At 59.5% G+C, this 18,422-nt stretch carries 16 protein-coding genes; 7 read left to right on the top strand and 9 right to left on the bottom strand.

The genetic code is table 11. The features are described from left to right. Positions 1-5: 5 nt before the first annotated feature. From CAF65_RS22580 to CAF65_RS22550, 7 genes are all read right to left on the bottom strand, one after another. The gene (locus tag CAF65_RS22580; RefSeq protein ID WP_085718256.1) at positions 6-932 is read right to left on the bottom strand and encodes a 1-aminocyclopropane-1-carboxylate deaminase/D-cysteine desulfhydrase; all 927 of its coding nucleotides are present in this window, start codon (positions 930-932) and stop codon (positions 6-8) included. 97 nt (positions 933-1,029) lie between these two features. Beyond that, the gene (locus CAF65_RS22575) at positions 1,030-3,069 is read right to left on the bottom strand and encodes an FAD-dependent oxidoreductase (RefSeq protein ID WP_085718255.1); all 2,040 of its coding nucleotides are present in this window, start codon (positions 3,067-3,069) and stop codon (positions 1,030-1,032) included. Positions 3,070-3,365: 296 nt separating this feature from the next. Further along, complete coding sequence (locus CAF65_RS22570) at positions 3,366-4,133, bottom strand: ABC transporter ATP-binding protein (protein WP_085718254.1); 768 nt, start codon at positions 4,131-4,133, stop codon at positions 3,366-3,368. A 20-nt stretch (positions 4,134-4,153) separates the two neighbouring features. After that, complete coding sequence (locus tag CAF65_RS22565) at positions 4,154-4,867, bottom strand: ABC transporter permease (RefSeq protein WP_085718253.1); 714 nt, start codon at positions 4,865-4,867, stop codon at positions 4,154-4,156. Next, positions 4,864-5,553 carry an ABC transporter permease gene (locus CAF65_RS22560; protein WP_085718252.1) on the bottom strand — a complete coding sequence of 230 codons (690 nt, stop codon included), beginning with the start codon at positions 5,551-5,553 and terminating at the stop codon, positions 4,864-4,866. The genes CAF65_RS22565 and CAF65_RS22560 overlap by 4 nt, the downstream gene beginning before the upstream one ends. An 86-nt stretch (positions 5,554-5,639) precedes the next feature. Then, a complete protein-coding gene (locus tag CAF65_RS22555) occupies positions 5,640-6,428 on the bottom strand; it encodes an ABC transporter substrate-binding protein (protein WP_085718251.1) in 789 nt (262 codons plus the stop codon). Between the two features lie 59 nt (positions 6,429-6,487). Continuing rightward, positions 6,488-7,657 carry a M20 aminoacylase family protein gene (locus CAF65_RS22550; RefSeq protein ID WP_085718250.1) on the bottom strand — a complete coding sequence of 390 codons (1,170 nt, stop codon included), beginning with the start codon at positions 7,655-7,657 and terminating at the stop codon, positions 6,488-6,490. A gap of 132 nt (positions 7,658-7,789) precedes the next feature. On the opposite strand from CAF65_RS22550, the gene CAF65_RS22545 reads away from it, so the two are divergent. Next, positions 7,790-8,743, top strand: coding sequence for a LysR family transcriptional regulator (locus CAF65_RS22545; protein ID WP_085718249.1), 954 nt, complete (start codon positions 7,790-7,792; stop codon positions 8,741-8,743). Positions 8,744-8,861: 118 nt separating this feature from the next. On the opposite strand, the gene CAF65_RS22540 is transcribed toward CAF65_RS22545, so the two are convergent. Next, entirely contained in the window at positions 8,862-10,763 is a 1,902-nt protein-coding gene (locus CAF65_RS22540) for a potassium transporter Kup (protein WP_085718248.1), read from the bottom strand. Between the two features lie 745 nt (positions 10,764-11,508). Here CAF65_RS22540 and CAF65_RS22530 point away from each other — a divergent pair. The 6 genes from CAF65_RS22530 (at position 11,509) to CAF65_RS22505 (ending at position 16,718) form a co-directional block, all read left to right on the top strand. After that, positions 11,509-12,285 (top strand): ABC transporter substrate-binding protein, encoded by a 777-nt coding sequence (locus CAF65_RS22530; RefSeq protein ID WP_085718247.1) that lies wholly within the window; start codon positions 11,509-11,511, stop codon positions 12,283-12,285. Between the two features lie 91 nt (positions 12,286-12,376). Then, positions 12,377-13,066, top strand: coding sequence for an ABC transporter permease (locus tag CAF65_RS22525; protein ID WP_085718246.1), 690 nt, complete (start codon positions 12,377-12,379; stop codon positions 13,064-13,066). Between the two features lie 13 nt (positions 13,067-13,079). Beyond that, on the top strand, positions 13,080-13,778 hold the full coding sequence (locus tag CAF65_RS22520) for an ABC transporter permease (protein ID WP_085718245.1): 699 nt from the start codon (positions 13,080-13,082) through the stop codon (positions 13,776-13,778). A 9-nt stretch (positions 13,779-13,787) separates the two neighbouring features. After that, a complete protein-coding gene (locus tag CAF65_RS22515) occupies positions 13,788-14,900 on the top strand; it encodes a succinylglutamate desuccinylase/aspartoacylase family protein (RefSeq protein WP_085718244.1) in 1,113 nt (370 codons plus the stop codon). 18 nt (positions 14,901-14,918) lie between these two features. Next, on the top strand, positions 14,919-15,683 hold the full coding sequence (locus CAF65_RS22510; RefSeq protein ID WP_085718243.1) for an ABC transporter ATP-binding protein: 765 nt from the start codon (positions 14,919-14,921) through the stop codon (positions 15,681-15,683). 126 nt (positions 15,684-15,809) lie between these two features. Next, positions 15,810-16,718 carry a MurR/RpiR family transcriptional regulator gene (locus CAF65_RS22505; protein WP_085718242.1) on the top strand — a complete coding sequence of 303 codons (909 nt, stop codon included), beginning with the start codon at positions 15,810-15,812 and terminating at the stop codon, positions 16,716-16,718. Between the two features lie 92 nt (positions 16,719-16,810). Here the strand turns inward: CAF65_RS22505 and CAF65_RS22500 are convergent, their stop codons facing one another. After that, positions 16,811-18,220, bottom strand: coding sequence for an amino acid permease (locus CAF65_RS22500; protein WP_085718241.1), 1,410 nt, complete (start codon positions 18,218-18,220; stop codon positions 16,811-16,813). Between the last annotated feature and the right edge of the window lie 202 nt (positions 18,221-18,422).

Here is an 18,422-nt window from a genome sequence, read left to right as displayed (position 1 = left end):
GTGCTTCAGACTTGTGGACTGAACCCCCGTCGCCCCTGCAAACCACCGGTGTGGACGAAGATCAGCCGCGAGCCTCGGGCGAACTTGCCCGCGGCGACTTGTTGCTCGAAGGCCATGAGCGCCTTGCCGGTGTACAGCGGCTCAAGAGGAATGCCGCTGGCCTGCCCGGTCTTTTCGATGAAGTCGAGCAACAGCGGATCGACCTTCGCGAAGCCGCCGCGACTGGCCGCAATCAGCTCATACACTGCATCGACCACACCGGCCTCCTGCACGATCCGCTCGACCTGCTGCGCCACCCCGTGATCATCCGGCACCGCCAGGGCACCGTACACCGGATGATCCCCCGCTTCGGCCAGTACCAGGCCAGCCAGCGTCGTGCCGGTTCCGCAAGCCAGCCACCAGCCGTCATAGTCGCTCCAGCCCAAGCCCTGCAATTGCGCGCACACAGCGGCCCGCAATGGCAGGCAACCCAGGGCGCCAGGTAAACCACCTCCCCCTTCAGGCACCGGATGCAACGTCGGGTAGCGGGTGTGCCAGGGTTGCCAGAAAGCCGCTGCATGCCTCGCTCGATAACCTGCGTAACCCAGCCAGTGCAGCTCCATGCCGAACGCCTGCAAGTCTTTGACCGTCGGGGTTTCCTGAGGATGTCCGCGTAACAGGCCGACGGTGGAAAAGCCGAAACGCTTGCCCGCCGCCGCCAACGCGTGGAGGTGATTGGAGTGTGCTCCGCCCAGGCTGATGATGCCTTCGGCACCAACGCGGTCGGCGGTCTTCAGGTGTTCGACGAGCTTGAACCATTTGTTGCCGCTGATCAGCGGGTCGATCAGGTCCAGGCGCAGGATCGCCACTTCGATGCCGGCGTCAGTGAGCCAGTCGAGATTAAGGCGTTCGAGGGGAGCCTGGGGTAGCCAGGTGGAGAGAGGGAGAAGCATTGACGCCGGATCCAAGTAGGGAACCGGCATCTTAACAGCCTTGAGGACGCCTTCGCGGGCAAGCCCGCGAAAGCCATTGGCACGCTGGACCTGTGTATTACAACTGCGCCGCCAACCGCGAACCCTGATTGATCGCCCGCTTGGCATCCAGTTCTGCCGCGACATCCGCGCCGCCGATCAGGTGCACGTTCTGCCCCGCCGCCACCAGGCTTTCATGCAACTCACGCAGCGGGTCCTGCCCGGCGCAAATCACGATGTTGTCCACCGGCAGCACCTGCGGCTCGCCGGTTTCGCCGATGCGGATGTGCAGGCCTTCGTCGTCGATCTTCAGGTATTCAACGCTGTTGAGCATCTGTACCTGCTTGTTCTTGAGACCCGTGCGATGAATCCAGCCGGTGGTCTTGCCCAGGCCGTCGCCGACCTTGGATTTCTTGCGTTGCAGCAGAAACACCTCGCGGGCCGGCGCATGGGGCTCGGCCTTGACACCGGAAACGCCACCGCGTGCCTCAAGGTGCGTATCGATGCCCCATTCTTTCCAGAACGCGGCGCGATCCTGACTGGTAGCCACGCCTTGATGCACCAGGAATTCGGAGACGTCGAAACCGATACCACCGGCACCAATCACCGCGACACGCTTGCCGACCGGTTTGCGCTCCAGGATCACATCCAGGTAGCTCAACACCTTGGCGTTTTCCACCCCTGCAATCGCCGGCACGCGCGGCGCAATGCCGGTGGCCAAGATGATCTCGTCGTAGCCGCCCTCGACCAGCCTGGCCACGTCGACGCGGGTGTTCAGGCACACCTCGACGTTAGTGGTCTGCAGCTTGCGATTGAAGTAGCGAATGGTTTCGTAGAACTCTTCCTTGCCCGGAACGCGCTTGGCGATGTTGAACTGGCCGCCGATTTCGCTGGCCGAATCGAACAGCGTCACCTGATGGCCACGCTCGGCCGCCACGGTCGCGGCGGACAAACCGGCAGGGCCGGCACCGACCACGGCGATTTTCTTTAACTGCTGCACCGGCAGATAGTTCAGCTCGGTTTCGTGGCAGGCACGCGGGTTGACCAGGCAACTGGTCAGCTTGCCACCGAAGGTGTGATCAAGGCAGGCCTGGTTGCAACCGATGCAGGTGTTGATTTCATCGGCGCGACCTTCAGCGGCCTTGTTGACGAAATCCGGGTCGGCGAGGAACGGCCGCGCCATGGACACCATGTCGGCATCGCCCTCGGCCAGGATCTGTTCGGCGACTTCCGGCGTGTTGATGCGGTTGGTGGTGATCAGCGGAATGTTCACAGAACCACGCAGCTTGGCCGTGACCTTGCTGAAGGCCGCGCGCGGCACTTTGGTGGCGATGGTTGGAATCCGCGCTTCGTGCCAGCCGATACCGGTATTGATGATGGTCGCGCCGGCCTGCTCGATGGCCTTGGCCAGTTGAACGATCTCTTCCCAGGTGCTGCCGCCTTCGACCAGGTCGAGCATCGACAGACGGAAAATGATGATGAAGTTCGGACCGACCGCTTCACGCACGCGACGGACGATTTCCACCGGCAGGCGCATGCGGTTTTCATAGCTGCCACCCCAGCGGTCGGTACGGTGGTTGGTGTGGGCGGCGAGGAACTGGTTAATGAAATAACCTTCGGAGCCCATGATTTCCACACCGTCGTATTCGGCGGTTTGTGCCAGTACCGAGCAGGTGACGAAATCGCTGATCTGCTTCTCGATGCCCTCCTCGTCCAGCTCCTTGGGCTTGAACGGGTTGATCGGCGCCTGGATCGCGCTAGGCGCAACCTGTTTCGGGCTGTAGGCATAACGACCGGCATGGAGGATCTGCATGCAGATCTTGCCGCCCGCGTCATGCACGGCACGGGTGACGATACGGTGCTTGAGCGCCTCTTCTTCGGTCGTCAGCTTGGCCGCACCGGAATACACGCCACCTTCATCGTTCGGGCCGATACCGCCGGTGACCATCAGGCCGACACCGCCACGGGCACGTTCGGCAAAGTACGCCGCCATGCGTTCGAAACCACCCGGTTTCTCTTCAAGGCCAGTGTGCATCGACCCCATCAGGGTGCGATTGCGCAGCGTGGTGAAACCCAGGTCCAGCGGAGCCAACAGGTGCGGGTATTGAGCGACGGTCATCGGTAACTCCACATCGAGCGATCACGGAAAGTGCAGGAGCTCTACGGCCCCCATCAGTCATGTTCGACAGACTAAGAGTCGCGCCGCTGTCGCTCAATGACCGCAACTGACAAATTAATGATCGAAATGAGCAGCGATATTGGGCAATCACGGGCACTGGGGCTGGGTGCGATCACCGGTTGGCGCAAACCCGGCGGGGACAGAAATGACTTTTGCTCGCGATCAGGATCCAGATTCTTTTGCAGGCGCCGCCGTCTTTCAAGCGTCGACATTGAAGCATTGAGCAGCGCTTAGCGTTACTTGAGGCTCCCCGCCAGAAACTGCTGCAAGCGCTCACTGCGGGGATGCTCCAGAACACTGCCCGGCGTGCCCTGTTCTTCCACCCGCCCCTGATGCAGAAAGATCACGTGACTGGACACCTGCCTGGCAAACGCCATCTCGTGGGTGACCACCACCATCGTCCTGCCCTCTTCGGCCAATTGCTGCATGACCTTGAGCACTTCACCCACCAGTTCAGGGTCGAGGGCTGAGGTCGGTTCGTCGAACAGCATCACCTCAGGCTCCATGGCCAGCGCACGTGCAATGGCCACCCGCTGTTGCTGGCCGCCGGACAAATGCACCGGGTACCGGGTCTCGACTTTTTGTGGCAGGCCCACCTTGGCAAGGTAATGACGTGCCCGCTCCAGTGCCTGCGCCCGACTGATACCGAGCACGTTCATCGGACACTCGATGATGTTTTCCAGCACGGTCATGTGGCTCCACAAATTGAAGTGCTGAAACACCATCGACAACCGGCTGCGCAGGCTCCGTAGCTGCCCGGGGTTCACCACACACAACTCGCCCTTTGAGTTTCTGCGGGTGAGCAACTCTTCGTCATTGACAACAATGCGCCCGGACGACGGTTGTTCGAGATGATTGATACAGCGCAAGAAGGTACTTTTCCCAGACCCGGAGGAGCCGATGATGCTGATCACGTCACCTGCCCTTGCCTTGAGCGAAACCCCTTTGAGCACTTCATGGTTACCGTAGTTCTTATGCACATCTTCAACGATCAATTTATACATTCGAGCTAGTCCGATAGGGGTCAGTGCGTTCGCGGTTTGAGGTAGGCCAGCCAATGCAGTTCGCCGCGACGAAACAGCCAGATCAGGAAAAACGCGCTGGCGGCGTACAGCACCCCGGCAATGCCAAAGGCGGTAAAGGAGGCATAGGTCGCCGAGTTGACATCCCGGGCGATCTTCAGCAAATCGGGCACCGTGGCGGTAAAGGCCACTGAGGTGGAATGCAGCATCAGAATCACTTCATTGCTGAAAAACGGTAGCGCCCGGCGCAACGCCGACGGCAGAATAATCCGCCGATAAAGCGTGAACCGGCTCATTCCGTAGGCACTGGCGGCCTCGATTTCACCGTGGGCAGTTGCCCGGATTGCACCGGCAAAAATCTCGGTCATGTAGGCGCAGGTATTGAGCCCGAACGCCAGCACCGTGCAGTTGAAGCCATCACGGAAAAACGCGTTGAGAAAATCCTGGGACCGCACCACATGCAAGCTGTACACCCCGGTGTAAAAGAACAGCAGCTGGATGTACAACGGGGTGCCACGAAACACGTAGGTGTAACACCAGACCGGCAGGCGCAGCAGCGGGTTGCGGCTGACGCGGGCAATCGACAATGGCACCGCGAGCACAAACCCCATCGCCACCGCCAGGATCAGCAACCACAAGGTCACCACCAGCCCGGAAAGATGCGGCCCGTCACTCCACAGGTACGCCTGCCAGTAGGATTCGAGAATGCCGGTCATAGCGCAGCCTTCCTGACACCGACCGAATAACGGCGCTCAAGCCACAGCAACACGCCGTTGGAGACTGTGGTAATGGCGAGGTAGATCAGGCCGCCGACCAGGGTGAAGTAAAAGAACTGCATCGAGCCCTTGCCCGCATCCTGCGTGGCCTTGACCACGTCAGTCAGACCGATGATCGACACCAGCGCCGTCGACTTGATCAGCACCTGCCAGTTGTTGCCGATGCCCGGCAAGGCGTGGCGCAGCATTTGGGGAAAGAGGACCTTGCGAAAGGTTTCCCCACGGGTCATGCCGTAGGCCCTCGCCGCTTCGATCTGACCGACAGGGACCGCCTGAAAGGCACCGCGAAACGTCTCGGTAAAGTAGGCACCGTAGATGAAGGACAGCGTCACGACACCGGCCAGAAACGGGTCGATATCAATCTGAGCGGTGCCCAGCCAATCGGTCATCCGGTTGAGCAACATCTGCAGGCTGAAGAACAGCAGCAACATGATCACCAGGTCAGGCATGCTGCGGATCACGGTCGTATACCCCGTGGCCAACGCACGCAGCAAACGGTTGGACGATAACCTGGAACTGGCGCCCATCAGCCCGGCCAGGACGGCGATCAGTAATGACCAAAGCGCCAGTTTGATGGTGGCCAGGGTGCCCAGCAGAATCTGCGGGCCAAAGCCTTCCAGAAGCATCTCACTCTCCTTGTTCTTGTCAGGGTGAGGTGAAGGGGGCAATAGAGCGCTCGAGCGAGCGCCCTGCTCAACGAATCGGCCGTGGGTTACTTGGCACCGTAGACGTCAAAATCGAAGTACTTGTTGTTGATCCGCGCGTAAGTCCCGTTGGCGAGAATGGTTGCCAGGGCTTTGTTCAAGTCTTCGCGCAAGGCGACATCGCTCTTGCGCAGACCGAGGCCATCACCCACGCCGAAGAAGCCCGGATCATCCAGGGTGGCACCGGCGAACTCATAGTCTTTGCCCGCCGCTGTTTTCAAAAAGCCGTAGCTGGCTTGAATGGAACCCTGCAACGAGGCATCAAGTCGCCCCACCACCAGGTCGGCGTACACCTGATCCTGATTTTGATAGGAAAGAACTTCCACGCCTTTGGAACCCCAGACCGCTTTGGCATAGGACTCCTGAGTCGAGCCCTGCTCCACACCAATGCGCTTGCCCTTGAGCGATTCGAGGGTCGGTTGTAATCCCGCCCCACGTTTGGCCACTAACCGTGCCGGTGCATTGGACACCTTGTCGGTAAACGCAATCTGCTCCAAACGTTTGGGGGTGATGGTCATCGAGGACGCCACCGCATCGAACTTGCGCGCCAGCAGTGCCGGGATCATCCCGTCCCAGCTGCTTTCCACCCAGACGCATCGTGCCTTCAGTTCGGCGCAGAGCGCCTCGGCGATGTCGACCCCGAAACCGGTCAGCGTGCCGTCCTGATTCTTGTATTCCAGCGGAGGGTACGTCGGGTCCACCCCCAGCTTCAGCACTTTGCCAGACCAGTCGGCCGCACCCGCCAGGCTCGTCGCCGTCAGGAACACCAGGGAAACGGCTGCAATCATCTTGTTCATTTTTATTCCTCTTCAGGCCGCAGATTTTGTACAGGCATAACGGGCGAAAATGCGCCGTCTCAACACAGAAAACGTTCGACCAACTTGACCCAGTAGCTCGCGCCCACCGGCAGGCAGCCGTCATTGAAGTCATAGCCGGGGTTGTGCAGCAGGCACCCGCCTTCTCCCTCGCCGTTACCAATCACCAGATAGCTGCCGGGGCACTTTTCCAGGACAAAAGCAAAGTCCTCACTGGCCGTGAACGGCCGCAAGTCATCGATCAGGTGCCGCTCTCCCAACCAGTCGCGGGCGACTTCACGGGCAAATGCAGTGTGTTCGGGATCGTTGATCAACACCGGATGACAATGCTGATAATCGATGTGAGCCTGGGCGCCAAAACTGGCAGCCTGGCCCTGGACCAATTCAGTGATTCTGACCTCCAGCAAGTGGCGAACCTCGGGGGTCAGGGCGCGCACGCTCAGGCTCATGTCGGCGCTGGACGGAATGACATTCGAGGCGCTTCCGGCATGCAGGGAGCCCACCGTGATAATTGCCATTTCCTGCGGATTGACATTGCGCGAAACGATGCTTTGCAGAGCCATCACGATCGAGGCACAAACCACCACCGGGTCGACGGCTTTGTGCGGCACCGCGCCATGTCCCCCATTGCCGAGGATTCTGATGTTCACCGTGTCGGCAGACGCCATGAACGGCCCGCTGTAAAAGCCCAAATGCCCGACGGGATAGCCCGGCACGTTATGCATGGCAAAGATCGCATCACACGGAAACCGTTCGAGCAGCCCTTCCTCGAGCATTTTCCTGGCACCGCCCAGCCCTTCTTCCGCCGGCTGGAAAATCAGATGCAGCGTGCCTTTGAACGCCCGTGTCCGGGCCAGATACTGACCTGCTGCCAGCAGGATTGCCGTATGGCCGTCGTGGCCGCAGGCATGCATGACACCGTCGATCCCGCTGGCATAGGGCAAACCGGTGGCTTCCTGTATCGGCAACGCATCCATGTCGGCGCGCAAACCAATGGACCGGCCCTCACCATTTTTCAGAGTGGCAACGACCCCGGTCTTGCCCACGCCGGTGCTGACCTGAAAACCCCACCGGGTCAAACACTGCGCCACCCGCTCGCTGGTGGCGAACTCTTCAAACCCCAGCTCAGGGTGCGCGTGAATGCTGTGACGTATCGCGATCATTTCATCTTGCATCGCGGCAATACCAGGCAGGACCAGGCCGGCATTCATGGGTGTTCTCCTTCGACAGGGTCTGTGCAGCAGCGAAAGCGCTGTTGGGGTCGATCTTAGGGAACGGGCGCTGGGCTGGGGAGGCGCAGTTTGGTTATGATGACAACCACTGGTTGTCATCAAGGTGGTCAGATGAAACTGCATCAATTACAGGCGCTGATTGCCAGCGCCGAAACCGGCAGCATCCGCGCGGCCGCGCGTTCGCTGGGGATTTCCCAGGCCGCCGTGACCAAAGCGTTGCGCGAACTGGAAACCAGTCAACAACTGCCGTTGTTCACCCGAACCCCCAGCGGCCTGCACTTCTCCGAATACGGGAAAGTCTTGTTGACCCACGCGCGGCTGGTGATCAAGCAGCTAGAACATGCGCAGACCGAGCTCGATCATATGCGTGGCAAGGCCCAGGGACGGCTCTGCGTCGGGATCACCCCATGGATCGCCCTGACCTTCCTGCCCGAAGTGGTGTTGGCTTTTCGCGAGCGCATGCCGCAAATCAAACTGGAGCTGTTTGAAAGCCTGATGGCCGTTGCCCAACCGCTGTTGCGCGACGGCAGCATGGATTTCGCGATCGGTCAGCTCCATCCAGCACAATCGACTCAGGAATTCGCTTGCGAAACCTTGCTCGATTACCAGACTTCGGTGCTGGTCCGCGAGGGTCACGCCCGACAACACGCACGATCGATCCACGAGTTACTGGAGGAAAACTGGACCCTGAACTACGCACCGGACGGACACGATGGGCTGATGCAGGAACTGTTCTGGAAACACGGCGCGCAAATTGATGAGAACCGAATCGTGCGCGCCCATTCACTGGCCATTTTGCAGATGATGGTCGAACGGGCCAACATGTGCACCTGGGGGCCGTCCATTGTGAGCACAGCCCCGCCATTCCTGGGTCGCGTGGTGTCCCTGGGGCTGACCGAGCAATTCGAGCCCCGACAACTGAGCATCGTCACCCGACGCAACGGGTCGCTGAGCAACCCGGCACTCTGCTTCACCGACTGCCTGTTGCAGGTCATTCGGCGTCATGCCCGTTCGGCCAGAAAGGAAGATCGACAACTCTTTGAAACGTTGCGCCTGCGGATGTAAGGCACAGGACGCACCGCCAGGGCTTAACAGACCGACCCGTTTCTGCTCGATATCGAAGCGTGGCGCTTCCAACCGTGCTCGGCGCTGCTCCTGATCCCGACTCAATTGCAACCTATCACTACATTTCGACCTGTGTGCCCAACTCGATGACTCTGTTCAATGGCAACTTGAAGTACTTCAGGTTGCTGTTTGCGTTCTTGAGCAAGAACGCAAACAAGTACTCACGCCACTTCGCCATACCGATGCGTTTGGTCGGGATAACCGTCTCCCGGCTCAGGAAATAGGTTGTGCGCATAGGGCTGAAATCCAGTTCGGGTAGATGGCAGGCTCGCAATGCGAGCGGGACATCGGGCTCTTCGGTGAAACCAAAGTGCAGGCTGACCCGAAAGAAGCCTTCGCCATAGGATTCAACTTCGAACCGACGATCCACAGGCACTCGCGGACTGTCTTCGGAGACCACAGTCAACAACACCACCTGCTGATGCAACACCTGGTTATGCAGCAGGTTGTGCAACAGTGCATGAGGAACAGCATCGGACCTGGCGGTAAGAAACACTGCCGTGCCTTGTACGCGATGAGGAGGTTGCGTACGAAGGCTGCTGATGAAGAACGGAAGCGCAAGCGCGGTTTCGTCCAGCCGCTCAACAATAATCTTCCGCCCCCGCTTCCAGGTCGTCATCAAAATGAACAGGCCGATGCCGGCAATCACCGGGAACGCACCGCCCTGTAAAATCTTTGGCGCATTGGCCGCGAAATACAGGCTGTCCACCAACAGAAATCCGAGCAACATCGGGATGGCCAGCCAGCGCGGTGTTTTCCAGAGGAGCAGTACGACAGCCGAGGACAGGATGGTGGTGATCAACATGGTTCCCGTCACCGCAACCCCATAAGCGGCAGCCAAGGCACTGGAGGATTCGAAACCGATCACCAGTAATACAACTCCGACCATCAACGCCCAGTTGACTGTGCCTATGTATATCTGCCCCTGCTCCTGGTCGGAAGTGTGCTGGATAAACATGCGAGGCACGTAACCCAGCTGAATGGCCTGGCGAGTCAGGGAGAACGCGCCGGAGATTACGGCTTGAGAGGCGATGATGGTTGCCAGTGTGGACAGAGCGACCATCGGCAACAGCGCCCAGTCAGGTGCCAGTAAATAGAACGGATTGCGCACCGCTTCCGGATATCCCAGGATCAAGGCGCCCTGGCCAAAGTAATTGAGTGCCAGACCGGGCAAGACGAGCATGAACCAGGCACGAGAAATCGGTTTTCGACCAAAGTGCCCCATGTCGGCATACAAAGCTTCAGCACCGGTCAGCGACAGCACTACAGCGCCCAGAATCGCCACGCCCATTCCCGGGTGGACTACAAAGAAACGCACCGCCCAAACGGGATTAAGCGCCTGTAGCACTTCCGGGCGCTGCAAAATGCCATAGATCCCGAGTGTCCCCAACACCACAAACCACAGCACCATGACCGGGCCAAACAGAATGCCGATCCGGGCTGTGCCGTGTTTCTGTATCAAGAACAACGCAACCAGTACCACCACTGACAGCGGTACGACCCAGTGCTCTATTCCATCAAATGCCAGCTCCAGCCCCTCAACCGCCGAGAGCACCGAAATGGCCGGGGTGATCATGCTGTCCCCATAAAACAATGCCGCACCGAACAGCCCCAGCAGAACCAATACTTTGCTCATGCAGGGGTAAGGCGCAGCCGCACGGCGGGCCAAGGCCGTCAACGCCATGATGCCGCCTTCACCCTGGTTGTTGGCACGCAGGATGAACAGCACGTACTTGATGGAGACTACCCAGATCAGTGACCAGAAGATCAACGACAGAATGCCCAGTACGCCGTCGTGATTCAACTGAACGCCATAGTGGCCGGAAAACACTTCCTTGAGCGTATAGAGGGGACTGGTGCCAATGTCTCCATAAACCACTCCGACAGCGGCAACAAGCAAGGCCACTCCTGACGTTTTGGTTTCGGAGCCTTCGTTCGCACTGGCGACTTTTTTACTCAAGGGACGTTTCTCTCAAACTACGGGAAGGAACTGCACGCCATCCTTGGGCAATACGATTTGCCAGGGGCATTGGAGGTACGGGCGCATGGACGATAAAAAATCGCAGCCAGTATCGTTGCGAACAAAAACAGCTACCGTAAAAAATGCGTAAAAAATTTATGCCTGACGGAGTCGATTGCCGACCGCTGAATCCCCAGCCAATGGCAATGGCAATGGCATTGACTCCCCCTCACCTCGCTATCCTGGCCAGTCTGGCGTCAGTGTTTGTCGCACGATCGCAGGCTTCAAACGGTACTGGAAGGGATCGAACCCGGCTGTGAACCGACATGGAAGGTTGTGGCGGTGCGCACCATTGGGCGCAGCAGCTACAGGAACGCGAACTATCGCATCCGGGCCGGCTTAATCGTACTGCCGACGGCCAAAGGTAATCAGATTCGTGGGTTGATCGCCGAGCATGGCCTCGTTGCTCCGAGGGAATGACTGATGCTGCGTCGCGCAATACCTTGCTGGCTGGAAGATGCCGACCACAGTATGACCGACGCTTTCGTCGTGTGCTGAAGTGCCCGCACCGGCCAGGTGTCGTTGCGCTTTGTCACATCCGACTCTGATATGTTTTTTTTCATTTTATTGCATATTGATTTTTATTGTGTCATTTATAGTCCCGCCGATCACAGAACTGATCCACCGCGCCAACCCGGATGGCGGGCACCCGTTTCCCCCCAATGCCCTCCAAGGAGTCAACAATATGAACAAGACAGAACTTCTAGGTGCTCTGGCGCTGTGCGCTTTCAGCTTCCTGGCACATGCCGACGAAGACAGCCTGCGTATCGGTATCGAAGCCGCCTACCCGCCCTTCTCCTTCAAGACGCCGGAGGGCAACGTCAGCGGGTTCGATTACGACATCGGCAACGCCTTGTGCGAAGAAATGAAGGTCAAATGCGAGTGGGTCATTCAGGAATTCGACGGCATGATCCCGTCGCTCAAGGTGCGCAAGATCGATGCCGTGCTGTCGTCGATGTCGATCACCGAAGACCGGATGAAGTCCGTGGACTTCAGCAAAAAGTACTACCACACACCGGGCAAGTTCGCGATGAAGGCCGGCAACGTGATCAATGACCCTTTGGTGGACCTCAAGGGCAAGAAACTCGGCGTGCAACGCTCCTCGACCTACGATCGTTTTGCCAGCGAGCAACTGGAAAAAGCCGGCGTTGTCGTGGTGCGCTACTCCTCACAAAATGAAGCCTTCCTCGATCTCGCGTCGGGTCGGCTGGACGCCACCCTCGCCGACATCGTCAACACCGACGAAAGCTTTATCAAGACTGCGGCCGGCCAGGGTTTTGCGTTGACCGGGCCGGACATCAACGACCCGAAATACTTCGGCAGGGGCGCCGGGATCGCCGTGCGCAAAGGTGACACCGCCAACGTTGCGCGCCTGAGTGCGGCGATTGACGCCATCCGCGCCAACGGCAAGTACCAGCAAGTGATGGCCAAGTACTTCGCGTTCAATATCTACGGCGAGTAAGCCTTACCCACAGCCCCGGTGCCAGCTCATTGCAGGCGCCGATTCGGGCTTGTCTTGCGCGCCTTGCGGCGCTCGCTTGAGGAACTTCATCATGCTTCACGGCTACGGATCGAGCATTCTCGATGGCGCCTGGCTGACCATAAACCTGGCCTTGACCTCCATGTCCCTGGCGATTGCCCTGGGGCTGATCGGTGCGGCCTTCCGATTGTCGCCACTCAAATGGCTGGCCATGCTCGGGGAAAGCTACACCACCCTGATACGCGGCATTCCAGACCTGGTGCTGATCCTGCTGATCTTTTACGGCGGCCAGGACCTGGTGAACCGCATCGCCCTGGTGCTCGGTTACACCCGCTATATCGACATCAACCCCTTTATCGCCGGCATCTGCACCATGGGCTTCATTTTTGGCGCCTATCTCTCGGAAACCTTTCGCGGCGCGTTCATGGCGATCCCCAAAGGTCAGGCCGAAGCCGGCCTGGCCTATGGCATGAGCGGGGCGCAGGTGTTCTGGCGAATTCTGGTACCGCAGATGATTCGTTTCGCCATTCCCGGGTTCACCAACAATTGGCTGGTACTGACCAAATCCACCGCGCTGATCTCGGTGATCGGCTTGCAGGACATGATGTTCAAAGCCAAGAACGCAGCAGATGCCACACACGAGCCGTTCACGTTTTTCCTCGCCGTGGCAGCGCTGTATCTGATGCTCACCAGCCTGTCCTTGCTGGTGCTGCGCTATCTGGAAAAACACTACTCGGTCGGCATCAAAGCCGCCGAATTGTGAGGGGAACCCGCCCATGATTCTCGACTACAACCTGATCTGGGAAAACCTACCGCTGTACTTCAATGGCGCCTTGTTGACCCTCAAGGTCCTGCTCATTTCCCTGGCCCTGGGCCTGGTCCTGGCGATTCCACTGGCGCTGATGCGGGTGTCACGATCGCCGCTGATCAATTTCCCGGCCTGGCTCTATACCTATGTGATTCGTGGCACGCCGATGCTGGTGCAATTGTTCCTGATCTATTACGGCCTGGCGCAGTTTGAAGCCGTGCGCCAAAGCGTGCTCTGGCCTTACCTCTCCAGCGCCACCTTTTGCGCCTGCCTGGCCTTCGCAATCAACACCAGTGCCTATAGCGCAGAGCTGCTGGCCGGCAGTCTGAAAGCCACCGCCCATGGCGAGATCGAAGCCGCCAGGGCCATGGGCATGTCCCGCCTGACCCTGTATCGCCGCATTCTCTTGCCGTCGGCCTTGCGCCGCGCATTGCCGCAGTACAGCAACGAGGTGCTGATGATGCTGCAAACCACCAGCCTGGCCTCCATCGTCACGCTCGTGGATATCACCGGCGCGGCACGCACGGTCAGTTCACGGTTCTATCTGCCGTTCGAGGCGTTCATCACCGCCGGCCTCATCTACCTCGCCCTGACCTTCATTCTGGTGCGTCTGTTCAAGCTGGCCGAGCGCCACTGGCTGGCGTATCTGGCACCGCGCAAGCATTAAGGAGCTGATATGGAACACATTCAATACCTGCTGCCGTGGAGTGCTTCGGGCACTGAACGAACGCTGTCGCTGTTTCGTTTTGGCAGCGGGCCACGCAAGGCATACATCCAGGCCTCCTTGCATGCCGACGAGTTGCCGGGGATGCGTGTCGCCGTCGAACTCAAGCGCCGCCTGCTTGAACTGGAAGCACAAGGCCGCCTGACAGGGGTCGTCGAATTGGTACCGATGGCCAACCCGATCGGTATCGGCCAGATGTTCCAGGCCACTCACCAAGGTCGCTTCGAGTTCTCCAGCGGCAAGAACTTCAACCGCGACTTCCCGGAGCTGGCCGAAGCCGTCGCACCGTTGCTGGAAGGTCGACTGGGAAATGACGCCGACGCCAACGTCGCACTGATCCGCAGTGCCATGGCCGATGCGCTCGCCGACATGCCGCCACCGGCCTCGGAGCTGGACGGCCTGCTCCGCGTGCTACTGCAGCATGCCTGCGACGCCGATGTAGTGCTGGACCTGCACTGCGATTTCGAATCGATCATGTTGTTGTACGCGATGCCCCAACACTGGCCACGCTTGCAGTCACTGGCTGCGCGCCTAGGCGCCGGGGTTACGCTGTTGGCCGAAGGTGCGGGCGGCAGTGCCTTCGACGAAGCCTGCGCGATTCCCTGGTTACGCCTGGCCGAACTCTTCCCTGAAGCCAATATCCCGCTGTCGTGCACGGCCACCACCATCGAGTTGCGAGGCATGGCGGACACCGAACGCGAGCAATGCATCGACAGCGCTCAGGCCATTCTCGGTTACCTCGCAGAGCAAGGCCTGATCAGCGGTGAATGGCCGGCGGCCCCGCCGAATGGCTGCGAAGCGATGCCCTTCGCCGGGGCGCAATACGCGTGTGCACCGCATCCGGGGGTGGTGAGTTTTCTGCAACCGCTGGGAGCTCGAGTCAAGGTCGGCGATCCACTGTTCGAAGTCATTGACCCGCTGAACGACCGTCATAGCGTAGTGCGCGCCAGCACCGACGGCATCCTCTACGCCCGCGAACGTCTGCGTTTTGCCCAGCCCGGTCTGTGGCTGGCCAAAGTCGCAGGCTTCACCCCTATTCGCCAAGGCCGCTTGCTCAGCGACTGATGCCAGAGAGTTCAAACCATGTACAAACTTGAAATTCAGGACCTGCACAAAAGCTACGGCGACCACCAGGTACTCAAGGGCATATCCCTGCAAGCCCAGGCCGGCGATGTGATCAGCATCATCGGCTCCAGTGGCTCGGGCAAAAGCACCTTCCTGCGCTGCATCAACCTGCTGGAGCAGCCCAACGCCGGCAACATTGTGCTCAACGGCGAACCGCTCAAACTTGTGGCCAACAAACTTGGCGGGCTCAAGGCTGCCGAACCCGGGCAGTTGCAACGCATGCGTTCACGCCTGTCGATGGTGTTCCAGCACTTCAACCTGTGGTCGCACATGAGTGCGCTGGAAAATGTCATGGAGGCCCCGGTACATGTGCTGGGCCTGGGCAAGAAAGAGGCTCGGGAAAAGGCTGAGCACTACCTGAACAAAGTCGGTGTGGCGCACCGCAAGGATGCTTGGCCAGCCCATATGTCGGGTGGCGAACAGCAGCGCGTGGCGATTGCCCGCGCACTGGCGATGGAGCCGGAGGTAATGTTGTTCGACGAACCAACCTCGGCCCTCGACCCCGAACTGGTGGGTGAAGTGCTCAAAGTCATGCAGGATCTGGCTGTGGAAGGTCGCACCATGGTGGTCGTGACCCACGAAATGGGGTTTGCCCGAGAGGTCTCCAACCAACTGGTGTTTCTGCACAAGGGCCTGGTCGAAGAGCGCGGCGACCCGCGTGAAGTGCTGGTCAATCCTCAGTCCGAGCGACTTCAGCAGTTTCTGGCCGGGAGCCTGAAGTAGTCTGCTGCTCGGCGATCGATTGCGCTGCGCTGCCCTGACCGGGTTGGCTTCAGATACACTCCAGCCAACCTTGTCGGGGCATCAGGCACAGCCCTTCTCCCACCTTCAGGAACTGTTGAGCCGGATATGCCAACCCCATCCAGAGACACCACGGTCTACGCCGCGCCGGTCATGCGCAAACTGACGGAAATCGTTTCCGAGCTACCACCGTCACTGCGAAAGGTCGCGGATTTTATCCTGCGCCACCCGTTGAAAGCCGCGACGCTGACCATCGAGGAAATGGCTCACGAAACGTCTACCTCACCCGCCGCCGTCAACCGTTTGGCCAAGGCGTTGGACCTCGGTGGCTACACCGGCATGAAGACCGAACTGGTCGCAACGTTGCAGCAGATGGTGTCGCCGGTCGACAAGCTACGCAACGAACTGGCCCATCGTCCGGGCGGCGCGTTCGGCCTGCATGAACAAATCCAGAGCGCCAGCAGCAACCTCGCCACGGCGTCGACCAATAACCACGCCGACACCTTTGAAGCGTTCGTCACTCGCCTGACCACCGCACGCAAGATTTATATCCTGGGGTTCGGCAACAGTGTCTACTTCGCCGGCCTCGCCGCCTCGACCCTGATGCCCTTCTGCGCCGACGCCACCGCTATCAGCATGGAAGGCGGCAACGAAAATGCCGCGTACCGACTGGCCGCGATCACTGATCAGGACGTATTGCTGGCGATCTCCCTGCCGCGCTACTCCCTCGACACCCTGCAACTGGCACGCTTCGCCAATGAACGTGGCGCATCGGTGCTGGCAATTACCGACTCGCCCGCCTCGCCGCTTACCGGCATTGCCGAGCACGTGCTGTTTGCGCCTTGCGATCATCCGGTGTTGACCAGTTCCAACATCGCAATGCTTGCCCTGATCGAAGGGTTGGTTGCCGGCGTGATGGCGCGCAACAAAGAGGCGGTCAAACTGGCGACCGAACTGACAGAAAGCGTGATGTCGTACCTGCACATCCCAACCAGCGGTAAATCAGCGAAAAAGTGACGCCGTTATCGTTTGGTGATGCCTTGAAAGCGAAACTGGCCGGCTGACAATTGTCAGCCGGCCAGTTTCTCTCGTAGCTCACTCAAATCAGATTAACGCTGAGAGAGAGGCTGATCGTTGGTAATGAGGGCCGCCTGTCCTGCCATCGGTTTAACCCACGTCAGGTAGGCCAGCACCAGCAACACGATCCAGACCACGCCGACGATCAACGCAGCCTGTGTGTCCGGGAAATAGCCCAGCACACCGAAGACGAACAGCATGAAGGCAATCGCCGCCATCGGCGCATAGGGCCAGAACGGCACCGGGAATTTCAGTTGCGCAACCTGCTCGGCACTCATGGAGCGACGCATGGCCACCTGAGTCAACAGAATCATCAGCCAGACCCACACCGTGGCAAAGGTCGCGATGGAGGCGATCAGCAGAAAGACGTTTTCCGGGATCAGGTAGTTCAGCAACACGCCCAGCAACAGCGCACAGCTCATCACAACGACCGTCAGCCACGGTACGCCATTGCGCGACAATCGGGCGAAGCCTTTCGGGGCGTGCCCTTGCTGAGCCAGGCCATACATCATGCGACCCGCACCGAAGATGTCACTGTTGATGGCCGACACTGCCGCCGAGATCACCACGATGTTGAGGATAGTGGCCGCCGAACTGATGCCCAGGTTGTCGAAAATCTGTACGAACGGGCTGCCCTGGCTGCCGATCTGCTGCCATGGAAAGATCGACATCAGCACCAGCATCGTCAACACGTAGAACAGCAGAATACGCAACGGCACGGCATTGATTGCTCTTGGCAGCACATGTTGCGGATCCTTGGCTTCACCGGCGGTAACACCGATGATTTCAATGCCACCAAAGGCAAACATCACCACCGCAAACGAGGCGATCAGACCGCCCACGCCATTGGGCATGAAGCCGCCCTGGGTCCAGAGGTTGCTGATATCCGTCGCCTGGGTACCTGGCGCACTGCTGATGCCAAACAGCATGATGCCGAAGCCGCCCAGGATCATCGCGACGATGGCCGCGACCTTGAGCAACGACAGCCAGAACTCCATTTCACCGAAGACTTTGACGTTGCACAGGTTCAGGCCGCCGACCACCGAGACGATGCCCAGCACCCAGATCCAGCGGGAGACCTCCGGGAACCAGAACCCCATGTAAATGCCGAACGCCGTCACGTCGGCCATACCGACGATGACCATTTCAAACGCGTAGGTCCAGCCGAGGATGAAGCCTGCCATCGGCCCCAGATAGGTGCTGGCATACTGGCCGAACGAGCCGGCCACCGGGTTGTGCACCGCCATCTCACCGAGGGCGCGCATGACCATGAACACCGCCGCGCCACCAATCAGGTAAGCGAGCAGGACCGCCGGGCCGGCCATTTGAATGGCCGAGGCAGAACCGTAGAACAGCCCGGTGCCGATCGCCGACCCCAGTGCCATGAAGCGAATATGTCGGGCTGAGAGCCCTCGTTTCAAACCTTTCGCTGGCTGTTGCATTTCTCGTCCTTATTTATTCTTGTCCGACGCAAAATCTATCGCGGGCAAGCCCGCTCCCACAGGGTTTACACAATCCACTGCAGGAGCGAGCCCGCTCGCGATAGTCGTCAACGATAACGCGCCCTGCCTGAATGCCCGCGTTGCCCAGGCGTTTTTCGCGAGCAGGCTCGCTCCTACAGGAGGGGCCTTACAGGCTCGGCAG

Source organism: Pseudomonas sp. B28(2017) (genome assembly GCF_002113025.1).
Taxonomy (GTDB): domain Bacteria; phylum Pseudomonadota; class Gammaproteobacteria; order Pseudomonadales; family Pseudomonadaceae; genus Aquipseudomonas.
This window is presented reverse-complemented; position numbering and strand designations above follow the sequence as displayed.

Coding starts and splice junctions, on each gene's coding strand:
- CAF65_RS22500 (WP_085718241.1), bottom strand. CDS start 18,220: ATGCAACAGCCAGCGAAAGGTTTGAAACGAGGGCTCTCAGCCCGACAT.
- CAF65_RS22565 (WP_085718253.1), bottom strand. CDS start 4,867: ATGACCGGCATTCTCGAATCCTACTGGCAGGCGTACCTGTGGAGTGAC.
- CAF65_RS22510 (WP_085718243.1), top strand. CDS start 14,919: ATGTACAAACTTGAAATTCAGGACCTGCACAAAAGCTACGGCGACCAC.
- CAF65_RS22545 (WP_085718249.1), top strand. CDS start 7,790: ATGAAACTGCATCAATTACAGGCGCTGATTGCCAGCGCCGAAACCGGC.
- CAF65_RS22570 (WP_085718254.1), bottom strand. CDS start 4,133: ATGTATAAATTGATCGTTGAAGATGTGCATAAGAACTACGGTAACCAT.
- CAF65_RS22555 (WP_085718251.1), bottom strand. CDS start 6,428: ATGAACAAGATGATTGCAGCCGTTTCCCTGGTGTTCCTGACGGCGACG.
- CAF65_RS22575 (WP_085718255.1), bottom strand. CDS start 3,069: ATGACCGTCGCTCAATACCCGCACCTGTTGGCTCCGCTGGACCTGGGT.
- CAF65_RS22550 (WP_085718250.1), bottom strand. CDS start 7,657: ATGAATGCCGGCCTGGTCCTGCCTGGTATTGCCGCGATGCAAGATGAA.
- CAF65_RS22530 (WP_085718247.1), top strand. CDS start 11,509: ATGAACAAGACAGAACTTCTAGGTGCTCTGGCGCTGTGCGCTTTCAGC.
- CAF65_RS22520 (WP_085718245.1), top strand. CDS start 13,080: ATGATTCTCGACTACAACCTGATCTGGGAAAACCTACCGCTGTACTTC.
- CAF65_RS22515 (WP_085718244.1), top strand. CDS start 13,788: ATGGAACACATTCAATACCTGCTGCCGTGGAGTGCTTCGGGCACTGAA.
- CAF65_RS22580 (WP_085718256.1), bottom strand. CDS start 932: ATGCTTCTCCCTCTCTCCACCTGGCTACCCCAGGCTCCCCTCGAACGC.
- CAF65_RS22560 (WP_085718252.1), bottom strand. CDS start 5,553: ATGCTTCTGGAAGGCTTTGGCCCGCAGATTCTGCTGGGCACCCTGGCC.
- CAF65_RS22505 (WP_085718242.1), top strand. CDS start 15,810: ATGCCAACCCCATCCAGAGACACCACGGTCTACGCCGCGCCGGTCATG.
- CAF65_RS22525 (WP_085718246.1), top strand. CDS start 12,377: ATGCTTCACGGCTACGGATCGAGCATTCTCGATGGCGCCTGGCTGACC.